Annotated in this window: 10 protein-coding genes; 1 reads left to right on the top strand and 9 read right to left on the bottom strand. The window is 43.4% G+C overall.

Translation table 11 applies throughout. The annotated features are described in order from the left end of the window. Positions 1-49: 49 nt before the first annotated feature. The 9 genes from BMX50_RS29690 to BMX50_RS29645 all read right to left on the bottom strand — a co-directional run bounded on the left by BMX50_RS29690 (position 50) and on the right by BMX50_RS29645 (position 15,346). Positions 50-1,546: a RagB/SusD family nutrient uptake outer membrane protein gene (locus BMX50_RS29690; protein ID WP_091219752.1), complete on the bottom strand. Its 1,497-nt coding sequence runs from the start codon at positions 1,544-1,546 to the stop codon at positions 50-52. A gap of 17 nt (positions 1,547-1,563) precedes the next feature. Beyond that, positions 1,564-4,980 (bottom strand): TonB-dependent receptor, encoded by a 3,417-nt coding sequence (locus tag BMX50_RS29685; RefSeq protein ID WP_167668142.1) that lies wholly within the window; start codon positions 4,978-4,980, stop codon positions 1,564-1,566. Positions 4,981-5,244: 264 nt separating this feature from the next. Continuing rightward, complete coding sequence (locus BMX50_RS29680) at positions 5,245-6,276, bottom strand: FecR family protein (RefSeq protein WP_091219744.1); 1,032 nt, start codon at positions 6,274-6,276, stop codon at positions 5,245-5,247. Between the two features lie 77 nt (positions 6,277-6,353). Further along, on the bottom strand, positions 6,354-6,944 hold the full coding sequence (locus BMX50_RS29675) for an RNA polymerase sigma-70 factor (protein WP_091219740.1): 591 nt from the start codon (positions 6,942-6,944) through the stop codon (positions 6,354-6,356). 660 nt (positions 6,945-7,604) lie between these two features. Next, positions 7,605-8,570, bottom strand: coding sequence for a wax synthase family protein (locus BMX50_RS29670; RefSeq protein WP_091219737.1), 966 nt, complete (start codon positions 8,568-8,570; stop codon positions 7,605-7,607). Positions 8,571-8,573: 3 nt separating this feature from the next. Continuing rightward, positions 8,574-8,864 (bottom strand): hypothetical protein, encoded by a 291-nt coding sequence (locus BMX50_RS29665; RefSeq protein ID WP_244281141.1) that lies wholly within the window; start codon positions 8,862-8,864, stop codon positions 8,574-8,576. A gap of 401 nt (positions 8,865-9,265) precedes the next feature. Next, entirely contained in the window at positions 9,266-11,239 is a 1,974-nt protein-coding gene (locus BMX50_RS29655; protein ID WP_091219729.1) for a glycoside hydrolase, read from the bottom strand. A 29-nt stretch (positions 11,240-11,268) separates the two neighbouring features. Next, positions 11,269-12,843 carry an AGE family epimerase/isomerase gene (locus BMX50_RS29650; RefSeq protein WP_091219726.1) on the bottom strand — a complete coding sequence of 525 codons (1,575 nt, stop codon included), beginning with the start codon at positions 12,841-12,843 and terminating at the stop codon, positions 11,269-11,271. Between the two features lie 4 nt (positions 12,844-12,847). Then, entirely contained in the window at positions 12,848-15,346 is a 2,499-nt protein-coding gene (locus BMX50_RS29645) for a glycoside hydrolase family 9 protein (RefSeq protein WP_091219721.1), read from the bottom strand. Positions 15,347-15,713: 367 nt separating this feature from the next. Between BMX50_RS29645 and BMX50_RS29640 the strand changes: the two genes are divergently transcribed. Then, positions 15,714-16,814, top strand: a complete 1,101-nt coding sequence (locus tag BMX50_RS29640) for a hypothetical protein (RefSeq protein WP_143065294.1) — start codon at positions 15,714-15,716, stop codon at positions 16,812-16,814. Positions 16,815-16,827: the final 13 nt, after the last annotated feature.

Here is a 16,827-nt window from a genome sequence, read left to right as displayed (position 1 = left end):
AAGGCTGCCATGTAACATGACAGCCTTTTTATTAATTATCAGGGTTAAATTAATAACCCGGATTTTGTTTAAGCTTGGTACCGTTAAGGGTTTCATTTAACGGAATAGGCAGAATTTCATTAACACCTGCTTTAAAGCCTTTAGACGCTAATACTGTTGGCGCCTGGCCCCAGCGTACAAGGTCAAACCAGCGGTGGCCTTCGGTAGCCAGCTCAAGTCTGCGCTCATCATAGATGTTTTGAAGAGTTGCAGGTTTTGAAGCTAAACCAACACGGGCACGCACAGCATTATACAGTGTTTGTGCACGGCCCTGGTCGCCGCCACCGTTCAATTCAGCTTCAGCTTCCATCAGGTAAGTATCAGCCAAACGGATCTCGATATAATCATTAGGCCAGTTCAGGTCGGTTGTACCAGTGGTTACTTTATTAGCCAATACAGGTGCATACTTTTGGATAAAGTAGCCCGTGTTCTGATAGCTTGGCGAATAAGAAGTCTTAGTTGCTTTTGTTAAACTATCAATGTTAACAACAGTATAACCATAACGTGGGTCGCCTTTTAAAGCGGTAGCTAATTCTGTAGTAACCGGGTTAAAACCATAACCGCCACCATAATACACCGGACCGGTATAGCTACGCGGGCCAATCATCTGGGTGTAGATGTTTGATTTAAACTGGTTCCAGTTGCTCCAGGTATAGCTTTGTGAGCCTGAGTGAACCAATTCAAATATCGATTCGCTATTGAACTTATTTTTAGGGCTAAACACATCGCCAAAGTTTGGAAGCAGTTTATAACCGTAGTTGGTATTAACATCCTGCAACATAGCGGCAGCATCTGCCCATTTTTTCTCGTACAAATAAACTTTACCCAATAAAGCTTTAGCAGCCCCTTGTGTTACACGGCCACCTTCTGTTGCCGGAACTGTAGTTGGCAAACCAGTTATAGCAGCTTTAAGATCGGTCTCGATTTGTGTGTAAACAGCTTCAGGGGTTGCCTGTGGCTGATCATATACGTTAGTAATGTTCAGCGTGGTTAATATCAGTGGTACATTTTTAAATAACCTTACCAAGTCAAAATAATAATGAGCACGTAAAAACTGGCCTTCGGCTGTATAACGTTTTAACAAATCAGCGCTTAAGCCCGGTACGTTAGCCAATTTTGAAAGCAATACGTCGGTACGGTTAACGCCCTGAAAGTTAATTGCCCAAAACTGGTTTTGCGGACCTAATGCCGGTGTAAGTGTGTAGTTGTTGATAGCCTGCCATTGTGGTACGTCGGACGAGCTGCCGCCACCTGCATAGCAATCATCAGACGCTGAGTTAAGTGCGCCAAGCGGATCAGAGTAAGTGTTATCGATACCACCTGTTTCAGTAACCAGCGGATCATATGCCGCTACTACCGCAGTAAGCGCCTCATCAGGATTAGCGTAATAGTTTGACTCTAAGAATTGTCCTTTAGGGTCAAGCTCCAGGAATGATTTTTTACAAGATACTATCGTACCCATCCCCAATAAAACAATCCCTGTATATAGATAATATTTCGATTTCATGATAATTGTAATTTCTGTTATAAAGTAATATCCAAACCTGCCATAAATGTGCGTGCCTGAGGGTAGATACCCATATCAATGCCACCGCTTATTTCAGGATCATATCCTTTGTAACCTGTAATAGTTACCAAATTGTTGCTGCTCAGGAATACCCTAACCCTTTTAACATCGGCCGCTTTTAACCATGCTGCCGGTAAGCTGTAACCCAATTGCAAAGTTTTGATGCGGAAATAGGCACCATTTTGCAGATAGAAATTTGATGGGTTTTTGAAGTTGTTGTTCGGATCGGCATCACTTAAACGAGGATAGTTGCTACCGCTATTGGCAGTTGTCCATGCATTAAGCGCTTCAATTGGATAGTTAGCAGCAGGGATATCTAACCTGCGGTAAGCCTGGTAAATTTTGTTGCCCCAAACGCCTTGTCCAAATAATTTGAAATCAAAGTTTTTGTAGTTGGCGCTCAGGTTAATACCATAAGTGAAAGTTGGTAGCGGGTTACCTAAAAACTGACGGTCGGCCTGGGTTATTTTGCCATCACCGTCGGTATCCTGCCATTTGAAATCGCCTGGTTTTGCATTAGGCTGAATCAGCTGGCCATTTTTGGTATATGCATTAATTTCGGCCTGTGAATGGAATACACCCAGTTCTTTAAACCCATAAAATTCGCCCAGTGGCTGCCCCGGAGTAACGCGGCCAATTTCATAAGTTGAGCTTTGTACGGTACCAAGTGTAAAATGGTCTATCTGGTTGCCTAAGCTCAACACAGTGTTTTTGTTGTAAGAGATATTGCCGCCTACGTTATAGCTAAAATCACCTATCTTGTTGTTATAGCCAAGGCTTAACTCGATACCTTTATTCTCCATATCACCTACGTTATCATAAGGTTGATCAGAGAAACCTGCGTATGAAGGCAATGATACCTGCTGTAACATACCTTTGGTAAGCTTGCGGTATACATCAACAGTTACGCTCAGGTTATTTAACAGTGTTGCATCAAAACCGATATCGGTAGTATGGGTTTCTTCCCATTTCAGGTTAGGGTTGGCCGGTGCGTTAGGGCTGTAGCCGATATACACCTGATCGCCAAATACCGCGTTACGGCCACTGCCGATTGTAGCAGCATACCTGAACGGCTGAAGCGCCATTTCGTTACCTACCGAACCGTATGAAGCACGCAGTTTGAAGAAATCAACAAATGAATTTTTAGGGAACCAATCCTCACGGCTCATTACGTAACCGATTTGACCGGCCGGGAATACACCGTAAACATTGTTGCTACCAAATTTTGATGAACCATCACGACGGATGATACCTGAGAAAAGGTATTTCTGATCGTAATCATAGGTTACCCTTCCAAAGTAAGACGCCAAAGTATGCGGCTGTACTGCATCTAAACCAAGCGCACTTGCTGCAATCCTGTTTGCGGCAGGCAAGGCAAAGTTGATAGAAGCATCGTCAAGTGAACCTACCGGTTCGCCCAAAAATGTTCCCTGTAAACCAGATGACGTAGTTTTTTGTGCACTGGTACCTACTAAAGCGGTAAGGTTGTGTTTACCAAACGAGCGGGTGTAAGTAGCTGTGTTATCCCAGTTCCAGGTAAGGTTCCTGTTATAAGCAGTTACCTGTGATGTTGTAGTATTTGAGGTACTTGAGTTAAGGTAATACAATGGCGTAAAAGCATCAGAGCCATAATAAGCCTGCTTAGCGCTGATCTGCGAACGGATCTTTAAACCGCGGATAGGTTCAACTTCAACAAACGCGCTACCTAAAAGGTTGGTAGCATCATTGTAGTTACCTGCAATTGTTTGTGCGTAGGCAAACGGGTTAGTGATTTCCTGGCCAACATAACCTGAAATACCGTAAGGTAAACCTTGCGCATTGCGGATGATGTTTGCATTGGCGTAATCACCCTGGTTTGGTTGCCCGCTAACATTGTTTACGGTAACCGGGGTAATAGGGTCAAGGTTTAAAGCAGAGCTTAAAGGGCCACCGAATACGCTATTAGTGTTACCGAACGCTTTGTTTTTGCTGTACGCATAGGTAAAGTTTTCACCTACGGTAAGCCATTTCTTTAGTTTGTATGAAGTATTAACGGTGAAGTTAAATTTCTTATAACCCGAAATCGAAGGCATAACTACACCCTGCTGATCAAGATAACCGAATGAGGTATAATAGTTAGCTTTATCAGAAGCGCCGCTGATACTCAGGTTATGGTTATGAATGATGGCGTTACCTTCAAAAATCTCATTTTGCCAGTTAGTACCTGTGCCGTATGATGCCGGGTTCGCAAAAAGAGCTGCTTTGCCATCATTGGTCAGTGACTCATTCCTCAAAGTAGCATATTGGGTTGCATTGGTTAGTTTAGGCTTGCTTACCGGCGACTGGATACCAACATAACCATTGTAGCTAATCTGGGCATCGCCTTTTTTACCTTTTTTGGTTGTAACGATAATTACACCATTTGATGAACGTGAACCATAAATAGCGGCCGATGCATCCTTCAATACGTCTATCGATTCAACATCATTAGGGTTAACGTTATCCAAACCGCCGTTATCAACCACAATACCGTCAATTACATATAGCGGATCGCTGTTTTGCCTTGAGGTAATACCCCTCACTCTGATCTGAGGTGAAGAACCCGGCGAGCCCGAGCTTTGCACAACGCTAACACCGGTAACGCGGCCTTTCAAAGCATCGTCAACACGGGTAACCTGCTGATCTTGCAAATCATTGGCTTTAACGCTGCTGATGGCCCCGGTAACTGTAGTACGTTTCTGCGTACCATAACCAACAACTACAACCTCATTAATTGTTTTTACGTCTTCAGTTAATACAACATTGATAACAGTTTGGTCGCCTACTACAACCTCTTTTTTAGCATAGCCGATAAACTGCACCACAATAACCGATTGCGGGCCGGCTACCGATAATTTGTAGCCACCGTCAACACCGGTAGTAATGCCATTAGTAGTACCTTTTTCTGTCACCGTAGCTCCGGGAACCGGCTGACCTGTATTATCGGTAACCTTACCGGTAATGGTAACGTTAGCCGCAGCCTGCTCCGTAATTACTACACCAGGTTCGGTAGTGTTAACTGTTGGCGCGGTGGCAGCCTTTTTCTCAAGTACTACCCTATCATTCATTACATCGTAATTGATGCCATTGTTTTTAAACACCTGGTCAAGTACGGTTTTTAATGTTTGGTTATTGATATCCAATGAAAAGTGTTTATCGGCGTCCAGTGAGCTGGAGCTGTAAATAAACTTTACATTGTTGTTTTTTTGAAGGTACTGTAAAGCCTCAAGCATGGTTGTGTTGCTGAGCGTAACATTTACCTTTTTATTAAGGATACCCTGAGCTTTAATTGGGCTTGAATAAGCTATGCTGCTTACCATTATTCCTATCAGGATCTGGCTAAAAGTGATCTTCATGATTTTACCCCACGGTATGGGCCTTCGTAAACGAAAATTCATATATTTGTTATGTTTCTTTGTTAAAAATGAGACAATTAATAGCCCGCACACCTCCCGGAGGTGTTCTTAGCGGAACGGGCTTTTGATCCTTAAAACTTAGGGGTGCTCGCAACACTTCTAAGTTTTTTTATGCAGATCATTTCTGGGTTGTTTTGCTTTCTTTCTTCTTTAGGTTTGTAGTTTTTTGTACATCTTATAATTTTTGAGCGTTTAAATGGTTGGTTATTTAAGTTCTATATGGTTATTGACAATAGCGTAATCAACATTGAGCGATTTCTTCAGTGCGTCAAGCACATCCGGTAAATTAAAACCTTCAAAATCGGCATTCAGGATATAGTGGTTCAGCTTCTCGCTGCTCACCTTTATTTTTACATTGTAGCTTGAATCAAGCACCGGTATAATATCCTTAAGAGGCTTGTTGTCAAATACCAAACGGGTGCGCTGATATTGTCTTAACGCCGATTTAGTTTCAACAACCTGTGCAGTTAAGGTATGTTTATCATTCAGATAAACCGCCTTTTGATGCGGATAAATCATCACCTCATCCCTGTTAAGCTTTGTGGAGATAGCGCTACCGCTAACCCTGGCACTTACAGAAACTTTGCCGGTTAATACGGATACATCGGCCATATTACTCTGCTCATTATCGCGCACAAGGAAACTGGTGCCCCAAACTTTGGTAACTATCGATCGGCTGCTGATAATAAAAGGACGTTGCGGATTTTTGGTCACCTCAAAGAAACACTCGCCTGATATACTTACCTGCCTCGATCCGGCAGCAAACACATTAGGGTAACTGATTTTTGCCGAAGGGCTTAACCACACCGCGCTGCTATCGGGCAGGGTTACTTTATAAATATGGCCGGTATTATTTGCTACGTTAAACAAGCGCGAATCACTTACTGCGGAGGTGGCCAGTTGTTGCTGATCTTTTGATTTCCGGCTATAGATAACTGCCACGGCCGACAAAGCAAATACAACTACAGCAGCAGCAGCAACAGCATACCACTTACGCAACGACTTAACTTTTGGCTGTTCTTCAGTTGTTTGCAGGTGCGCGAGATTAAGGTTACTGATAATGCTGAAATAGATATTTTCTTCCAGTTGCTTCTCGTCGGCAGGTGACAGGTCCGAAACATGATCATTTTCATGCTCAAAGCCGAAATACCATTGCTTTACCAAAGCTATCTCGGCTTCGGTGCAATCGCCTTTAATGTATTTCTCGAGCAGATCAATGCGTATAGGTTCTTTCATGAAAAGAATATAATTCCGGTTTATAAAGGGTATGACGTATGTGAGATAGTGTACCCCCTACACCTTGATGATATTTTTTAAAAAAATTTATGCAGGAGTGCAGCCATCGTAATGAACAGGTGATGGCTCAGGCTTAAACGGAGCCGTTTAATTGCCTTAGTAATTTGATTTTCAACAGTTTTCTCTGAAATTCCAAGCAACTGGGCTATTTCCTTGTTGCTTTTATATTCCTTGCGGCTCAACTCAAAAACAGATCGGCATTTATCGGGTAGGTGGCTTATCTCGGTTTCGAGCGTATGGGTCAGATCACGAAGCATGATCGCGTCTTCTGTTCCGGTATCGGTCTCGGTAGTTAGCAATTTAAGCGCTTCGGTATGTTTTGCGCGGATGGCTTGTTTACGGTACTGGTCAACCACCTGGTTTAGAACGGCCAGGTGCAGGTAACCGCCAATGGTGGTATTAATTTGCAGCGTATGCCGTTTATGCCAAAGATTTGAAAATATCTCCTGAACAACTTCCTCGCACAGCTCCTTATTTTTTAGTCGCTTATAGGCATCGCCATACAGTTTTTTCCAATAACGCTGATAGATTTCCCTGAACGCACTAAGCTTATCCTGCTGCAGCAATCCCAACAAATCCTCCTCAGTCAGCCTGGTAAAATCGTTCATTTGTTAAATAACGTGGCAATTAATGTTAAATGATTGGCAAAACTGAAAATAATTAAGGCAACTAACAAGTCATGAATTGTAATACTTTTAATATAAACGCCCATTATGTTGCTTTGACACAATAAGATAAGTAGGTTGTAATGTTGATTTTATAGCAAACAGGGCGAGATTTTATGCCCGAGCTTGTTCGATTTTAAGCAGATTTATATTGACTATAAATTGACATAAAATAAGATTTTTTGCTACGGAGTGGGATAAAATATCGTCAGAAAAAGCAGAGATCATACGGTTTATCTAATATATTCTTAAGGAGTAGATTTCAATATCGATAAGATTTATTTAAAACCAACAAGCTGTTTAAAACAGATTAAGAATATCGTCATTGCGAGGATGAGCGACAAAGCAATCCCCTACTTACAGAGCCGCCTTATATAGTTTGAGATTGCTTAATACCTTATAATGACGTGATCGTAAGTTATTGATTATTAAATATATTTTAAAAATCGATTTTATAACATGGGCGTTCCCGCCAGCTGGCGGGCCGGGCTTTCCGTTACAAGTCCTCGCCTTTCCTGCCCTCACTCCCTACACACGCTGCGGGCTTTACACTGCAATCCCTAACGCAAATTAAGTATAATAACAGTACTCCAGATACTACAATCATATGAACCCTCCCAACGGCCACACCACCAATTTAATAAACTGTGCATGAAATAATAAAGGCATCGGCACTACCAGCCAAAAGAAAAGCCATAATCTTGCCAATATGGGATGCTTCAAAAACGCAATATTGCGGCGGATCAGCTTCTTTTCAACCAGTAACACAACACCCTGGATAACAAAATACAGCATCGGCAAGCCGTAGCCGCTATTAACAGGAACGCTCAATGCCAGCTCGTGTAATAAGCCCGAAAACAAAAACGCCACAGCTAAGGCCCCGCCCCTCCCAATTTTATTCCGAAGCAGCCGAAAGATAGTAATCGTGGTCATTTCAATAAAAGCAAGGTTCCAGCGTTTGCCCCAAAATTCGGTAAGGCTCATGGATTTGGCAGGCTGCCTGAACAGGTAATAAGTATTAACGCCCATTAAGCGCCATTGCCCTGCGCCTATGCTCAACAACCCAAAATGTAATATCAGACTCAAAGCCACCAGCAGTAATGGGCTCACCAAAAAATAAGTTACACCTGTATCAAAATGTAAAACCACAATTCCATGTGCCAGTACAATAAGCAGTAAACCGCCTATAACCCTGCTGATGCCAAACCTGATCATCGTCCAGGCATTTGGCAAAGCCTGCTGTCCGAGGGTTTCAAAAGGTTGGGCCCGCATGCCTGCCCAGCCCACAGCAAAGGCCAGCCATGGTATAAATTTAAGTTTCGTCTTTTTGCTACTGTAATCAACCGTGGCGGTGATCACTTTCATACCGGTAAAAGTTGTGGCAATAATGCCAAGCATTTTAAGTACCGGGTGCTCGTGGTTAAAAATGCAGTACACTACAGGGATAACCAGCAGCATTGATAACCAGCCCGGCCAAACCAGTTCACGTTTTACAAAAACATATCCCAATAGCACCAATGCAAGGTTTATAACCGCGAAATAAACAACATGGATTAATATATTTTGCATGGCTCAGCTTTGAAGATAGTTAATATATGCAGCCCAGCTGTATACAATACTCAGAAAAACAAAAAGCGTAACCAAAACCACCTCGCCCAATTTATGCCATAAGCCATTAGGAAAAGCTTCCCTATCAAAGTAAAAGAACTGTATCAACACCCTTGAGATCCAATACACGGCAATAAAAGCGGTAAGTAGCATAGCCAGTCTTGAACCATTAGTCAACTCCCAATAACAAAATACCGAAACCAGGCCGAAGCACAGGTTAACGACCAGTATATATGCCGCATATGTCCAGAACATTTGTTTAATGAGAGTTTGAACTTTCTCCAGTTCTCCGTGCCAGTTAAGGATGCGCGGGATAGCGAAACTCCCTATAACCAGAGCGATTTGGGCAAGACCCGCAAGACGGAGAAGTCTGAATGTTCATAATGAACAAATATACTTATTTTATTGAATTTTCAAAAAATACTGAAAATAAAATATTAAACAATAATCTGTCACCTGAATCTGTCAAAGGGTCACGCGCAGAGCCTGCCCACCATACTTCGAGAGCCTCAGCATGACACCCCTTTTTTATTATCTTATAAGTAACTTGCTTTAGGAGCTCAAGAGAAAAGTTAAAAAATTGCCTTGAATCACGCTTACTTAGCATATTAGATGCTGAACTAAATTCGACACGACGCGAACTTAAAAATCGAATCCTATTTTTCCACTACCAAACTCACATAACTCGTGGCCTCCACCTTAAACTTAGCTATGCCATTATTTATCGCAACCGGGGTTTTCTCCATTTGATGCCCCTTATCCGTCAAATACAACACACCTTTCGTTACCATTTGAGGCAAACCGCTGAGGGTAACCTGCCTTGTTGCACCATTATTTACGATGTGCACAACATAGGTATGTTTGCCGTTGTTGCCCAGGGCTGCTACCGAAAGGTATTTACCGTTGTTACTAATAGGCATGGCGTAAACGTCCTCAGGCGTTGAAGCTAATTGTTTCAGGTTCCAAAAACGCTGGGTTGGCGCTAAAGGTGCATTATTGCCAAAAATGCCGCCACCGATAAGGGGCGAATAATCGGCAGTGAGTTGCCATTGCAGTATGGTGAGCGGCTGGCAGATGGCCAGCAGGCGGGTATACAGGTTAATTTCTTCAAGGGCATAGGTCTGTTCTTCAAAAATGGCCGGGTAGTTCCAGGCGGCAGCGTCAATGCTGCCCTCACCTACTATGAGCGGCAGGTTCATCTTTTTGGCAGCCTCAGCCCATTTTTGTAATATAGGGGTGTCCCAGCCCCGCCACGAGTGAAAAGAAATAGCGCCGATATATTGGCGTGCTGCCGGGTCGGCCATGGCCGGGTAAATAAACTCGTAAGTAGTGGCATCGGAATTATCACCCAGCAACAATTTGGTTTTTAATCCTCTTGATACAAAATAAGCGCCGAGGCCTTTGATCAGATCGGCATGTTGCAAGCCTGTTTGACGGATGTTGATACCCAGATCCGACTCATTAAACGAAAAAAGTTTCACATCAACGCCGTAAGCATCATGCAGGTAAACAATATAATCGGCAATGGATTTATAGGCAGCATCGATATTGCCGTAATTTAACGGGTTACCCCATGGCTCACCCGACTGATGCCTGAACCGGGGTTTACCCTCAATAGCCCAATCAGGTGCCGACCATGCCGTCAGGATCACCGGGATATTCATCTTGCTTAAGCGCTGTGCCATTTCCATGGCTTTTTGAACGGCAGGATGCAACTTGTTGTCTTTTGCATTTTCGGTCGGATCACTATCTTTTTCCGGCTGCCAAAAGCGCCAGGGCATTTCAACCCGGCCCCAGGCAACGCGCAAATTATTCAGGCTATAATCAATCACCTGCGGATCGTTTTTGGGGTTCTGGATCCTGAAATTACCACCGAAACCGGCAAAGAGCCTGCCGTTTTGCTGCGTATTGACCTTCAAAGTAACCGGTGCATTGTCAATTTTGCCCGATACAGCCAGTGTATATGTTTTAACAATACCCTGTCCGTTTTTGATATCGCCTTGCGCAATGGGCAGATAAAGCAGGTAATCCCCTTTATGCAGTTTGCCGGTATCTGCCCGCAACGATACCTCCGTTGGTTCATCTAACGTGAGTTTAAGCGAGCGGTTCAATGATTTTATTTCTACAGCTTGCGTGTTGCCGTTAAGATATTCATTTCCCGTGGTAGCTTTCAAGGCATTCAGGTTAACCCAATCGTTATTTACCTTTATCGAAGCGCCGGTATAATCCCCTTTGGCAATCCGCACCACAAAATAAACGCCAGTAAGCGTAGTATCGGCATGGGGCATAAAATTAATGGCTACAATGGCACTACCTGCTTCACCATCAGCTACCCGTTCATTAAAATAAAGGCTATCTATCCGGGTTGTAACCAATTGTGTTTTACCCTCCCGATGGTATTGAGGGTTTTGTTCTTCCTTGGCAGTAGCGTGCAGCTTTGTCCAATCTTTACCGGCAACCCTCAAACTGGTTTCAAACTCAAACAACTGCCCTTGTACCCTGATACCGGTGATATTACCCCAGGGTTCAACTTCTGTTTGTGCAGAAGCCTCCCGCGTAAACATCCCCAGAAAAAGTAAAACCAATACCAGGGTTTTATAACTTATAATCGATTTATTTACCTGTACCATTATTGAAGGGTAGTAGTTTTTAATTTAGATCATTTACTCAAAACCGACTGATTCCCAGCCAAATCAACCGCACCCACAGTTAACTTACCCGCTAAATCTTTATCCACCATAAAATGATTAAGTGGTGTAAAACCTATCCGCTTGCCATTGCTGTAAATATTATAACCCAGCACACGCTTATTATCAGTCGAAGTTTGCCATTTTAAAGTACCGGTAGCTTTAATCAGTTCTACTTGCCGTGGTGCAGTGGGTGGTGTTTTATCCGGATCGAGCTGTGCCACGCAATTCATCAGCGCACGGAAGGTGTGGTAAGTGCCTTTCCAGATCTGGCCTTTGAGGGCTGTTTTATATTGAGGTTGTTTATCTATACCGCCCTGGTACCAGTCGCCATGTTCATGGTCAATGAGGTAAGTTTGGGTGTATTGCCAAAGGGTTTTAAACTTGTCAAAGTAGTGATGCTTATCCTGCGGATATTTGGCAGCCATGATGAGCAGTGTATTAAGTCCCTCGGCTTGTGCCCACCAATTTTTGGTATCTTCGGTAATGGTGAGGCCGGGTTTATCCTTAAAATAATACCCTTCATCGTAAAAGCCGCCCACTTTGTTATCCCAACCGTTATCCAATGCATCATCAACCATTTTTTTACCTATCTGTAAGGTTTTGGTATCATCTTCAATACCTAAAGCATGCGAGGCTTCAAGCATGAGGTAAGCCGTTTCCACATTGTGGCCATACGAAATATGATCGAGACTATGGTGTTGTTTATAAACCGTCAGGCTCGAATCGCGGTAAGATACCGGTGTCCAATTTGGTTGAAAAAACAGGATGAGGTTACCCTTGTCGTTTGTGATCTTATCGCGCACCAGCAGCAACATTTCTTCTAAACGGGTCTTGAGCAGTTTATCTGGCCATACACCATAAAGCTCGGTAAACGACTCCAGCAGGTGAATGGATGAGTTTTGATCTTTATAACCGGTTTCGGCAGTTGATTTTATGCTTGCATCCCTAACAATAGGTGTACCGTCACGTTGCATATGCTGGTAATAACCTTTATAAACCGGGTCGTGAGCATGTTTCTCCAGCCACCAAAAACCTTGTTTAGCCAGGTTTAATGCGCTGGTATCGCCCGAAGCCTGGTAATAAGCAGCAAGCGCATAAATAGCGAAAGAGTTCCCATAGGCTTCTTTAGGTGCAAAGCCACCCTGTTTCGGGTTGCCTTGTTTATCCGTAAAAATGTAAAAGCCGCCGTATTGCTTATCCCAAAGCTTATCCCTCAAAAATTCAAATCCGTGGCGGGCCCCCTCTATGTAATATTTTTTACCAGGGAAAAGTTCAGCGGCCTTACTGTTGCTCCAAACATGGCGTGCCTGGGTCACTATCATTTTGTCCTGGTTGCCTGTTGGCTTAAAATCAAAAGTGAATGCGCTCAAAAAGCCACCATCGGCAGTATCAATAGCCGCGGGGTACCAGGGTTTGAGCAATTCATCAACCATGGATTTTTGTATTTCATGGGCTATCTTTTGTTTTTCGCTTTTACTATTTTGAGCAAACACTACAGACACAATACCTATCAATGCCGAAAGCAACGTGATCTTCAATTTCATAAGCTTACTTTTTATTTAAAACATGATCAGCCGCTAAAACCAAAAACAGGTAATCGGTTGTGCCGCCGCCCAAAACGTATTCGCCCTGCTGCCACAGGTAAGGCCAGTTAAGCAATTCAGGAAAATCCGGGCGGATAAGCGCCGTACCTGAAGTAATACCGCCGGGAATATATGACCTGTCGGCACGGTTAAAGCCGTAGGCCGTAGTCATTGATCTTGAGCCCACGCCCGATACAAACGAGGCAGTGTTAGAGCCCGGATGACAGCCCAGTACAAAATCAATGGCATGCAGCATATAGGTATCGCTAAAAACGGACGGAAAACCGGCATACAAAAAGTATTGTTTATAGCCAAAATTCTGAATGCCCCAGCCCGCGCCCCAGATGTTTGGTTCGTACGGAACGCCATAAGGGGTTTTAGTACCCTGCTCCTGAATTTGAGCGTAAAGCTTTTTAACCGCTTCTGTTATTTTGTTATGATAGTTTGCATCACTGATCAGCCCTATAGTACGGCCAACCAGCCAGCCGGTGTTATTGATATCGGCTGCTATGCCATCAGTGTTATTCACCAGGTAATCGGCATAGGTTTTATCTTTTGTAGTGATCAATAATTCGACGGCTAATGCTACGCGGTGAGATAGTTTTTGATCGGCTGTGTTTTTCCAAACCTCCTGTGCTATCTGCAGGCACTGTGTGGCAAGTGTATCGTTATAGCCCTTCATCACGCGGCTGGCTGCAGCCAACGCTGCGGCAGTTTCCAATGAGCGGCCAGGATTATCCTCCGTAAACACCCAACGGTCATCAGCCGCAGCAGGGGTTTTCAATACCGGATCGGTGTTGGCAGCGTTGGTTACAAAAGGCTTGTTATCGGTGATATTGGCGGCATCGCCCAAAATAGTGTATTGCCTGATGGTTGGCTCTATAACGCCACGGTAAAAGCGGCCCATAGCCTGGTAACCGCCTGTAATGGCTAATAAACCATGCTCAATCTGTTGCAGCATATCCGGCTTACCATCGGGCTGGTGAATCTCTACAATGTGATTCTTTTGATCGATAGTAGTATTATCATACTTCACGTCAAAAGCCTCATAAGCTAATGTAAGCCCATGCACCGTTTCGGCCTGCGATTCAACCCTCAGGTCAAAATCACCTGCATCATGCCAGGCACCACGGTCAAGGAAAGGCACGTTATCACCGGGTTTATATTTATTAAGCGTACTGTGTCCCTGGATATACCCATCAAAATGATTGGAATCAATTGGAGCCATCCGGGCATCATCCATATGGCACAGGCCATGCCATACGCGGTACTTTTCGTTAACACGCATATGGCACATTTGTATCGGCAAAAAGTACGAAAGTGTTGGCTGCCACACGTCGTTCTTAAATACATCGGTACTGATCTGGAAGGGCTCAGTTTGATAGCTACCATACTTAACCACATACATACCCGGTTTGGTGATCTTTGTAAAATCAAATTGCAGGTAATGATATCTTAAAAAATCGCCCCAGTTGTTGGGTGTAGTTTTTAAAGCGGTTACCAATCCGCCGTTTTCATCTACTCTGAGCAAAGAAACCGGCAATACTTTTTTATCATTTTTATCCAGCTCAATTACAGCTATCTTTTGTTGGGCCGGGTGATAACCAACCTGCGATACCTGTACCACCGGCTGTGATTGCCAGCCATCTACTGCATTTGGTGTTACCAGCCATTCTATCGCATTTTTTGAAGCCCCTTTTGCAACTAATGAACGTACCACAAACCAGCCATTATTGTGCTTGGCCCGTCCATCAAGCAGTTGCAGGTTACCGCCCGAAAGGTTTTCGATGGTCATCCTTTGCGGGTCCGCTTCAGGAACTATGGTTAGTTTTTTGCCTTCGGCCATGGGCAGTACCTGGGTTTCGCCTTCTTTGTCGATATAAGTTTGTCCGTCGGCCTGCTGAGGGAAAATGCCGAACTGCTTATCCATATAATATGATTTACCGAACAAGATGCCCGGGAATAATTCCAGATTAAAACCCACCTTCCCTATCCAATTATCAGGCAGTGGTTTATCCAAATCAACTATAATTCTGAATGCTTTACCTGCAGGGAGCACCCTGATATTATAAGCAAAATTTAGATCGGGATAAATAATAGGGTTAAAACCATGGCGGTTCATATCCGGGTTAGGAAACTCCATGCGTACGCTTACCTCACCGGTAGTTTTATCAACCACCCGCCTGCCTACCTTAGGTATAGGCGACCATTGCCCCGGCGTAGGTTCCAGCCTGATATCGCCATTGGTAGCAACACGCTGCCCATTTTGGATAATACCTACCCCACCCTGGTGCCCTTCGGGGTAAAAATCATGGGCAAGCATCACATTTACACCTTTATATTCAAGATATTCCTGCGCATTAAGCTTCATTAAGTTAACAGTTGGCTTAACCTGTGCACACACAAAACAGGGTAGTAAACAGCAGGCAGCGATAATTGCCGCGAAAGTAAATTTAAATCTCATCAGGATAATGGTTAACCGGTAATATGCAATACGATATTTGCATGGCTAAAAATAGTCCCGGGGTAAGGGCACGGTATAATGATATATTAACCTTTTGTTGCCGATTTTATATCATAACATAGATTTTACATTGAGCCGCCGATAAGCAATATTACAAACCAACACTACAATAAACTAATTATCAATTAATTAAAACAAAAAATACCCACCACTGGGTATTCATTTTATTCATTTATTAATTAAATTTGATTACCATTACTACCTGCATGCCGAAAAAGGGATCAAAGAGTAGGCAACAATACTCAAACCAATGGCCTTATTGTTATCTTTTGCCGTAATAGCTTTACTGTTGTTATCGCTCCCTGTTTTGAAAAAACAGTTAATCAGACTATTAGCGAGTGCTTTAATAGTTAGCCTCTCCGCAGTGGTTTATGCTCAAGCTGCAAATCCCGACAGTACAAAAAGCCATGCAGGTAAAAAAGATTCAGTAACTCAAAAAGCACTCCTTCCCGACTCTATATTAAATATATACAACCTGAGTGGACGAAAGGATTCGGCGCGGCTTAACGAGATCATCGCTATCAGGCTCAAAACAACGCTTCCTATCGATTCGTTCAAAACCCTGTATGTTGATGACATTAAAGTAGGAGAAACCGCTTTCTGGAGCAGTAACGATTATGAAAAGATAGTTTATTTCAAGATAGATGAATCGGTACAAAATCTGGCCGTTCAGTTTTTAGCCAGTAAATCTATCGATAAAGCCCGCATCCCGGTATATTTTTCTGTAGGCTATTCGGGTGGTTACGTAACTAAAGGACTAATAAAAACACAGCTTGAGGTTAAACAAAAAATAACCCGGGTTTGGGTATGGATAATGGCTGTTGTAATGGCCGGCTTCCTGGCAATGGGCCTAAAAAACAACATCTTAAAAGATGACGCCAATTTATACTACAGCCTGAGCCGTACGCAACTCCTGTACTGGACGGTAATTTTTTGCGTCACTTATTTGTACATATGTAATGAAACGGGCGCCTTGCCGGATATTCCGGGTTCGCTGCTGGCTATCCTTGGTATCAGCGCTGCAACAATGGCCACAGGTAAACTTATAGAAAACGACCAAAAACCTAAAACTGAGATTGATCCCAAAGCACATAGTGAAGGCTTTTTTCACGATATCCTCTCCGACCGGAGCAGCATTAATATCCAACGCCTTCAAAATGTGCTTTTCAATATTTTGTTCGGGTTAATCTTTATACAGAAAACAGTTTCATCAAATCTATTACCTGATTTTGATAACAATATCTTACTGATGATGGGCATTAGCGCAGGAACCTATGCCGGTTTAAAAGCCACCGAGCCCACCAAAGACCAGGTAACAGAGCAACATGATTCAACGACCATCGGGAATGAAAAACCTGCTGACCAGCCTGATGGAGAGGACGGGAAAGGCTCCGGAGGTAAAAAATAATAAAGCACTTAAA

The sequence above is a fragment of the Mucilaginibacter gossypiicola genome (assembly GCF_900110105.1).
Taxonomy (GTDB): Bacteria; Bacteroidota; Bacteroidia; order Sphingobacteriales; family Sphingobacteriaceae; genus Mucilaginibacter; species Mucilaginibacter gossypiicola.
This window is presented reverse-complemented; position numbering and strand designations above follow the sequence as displayed.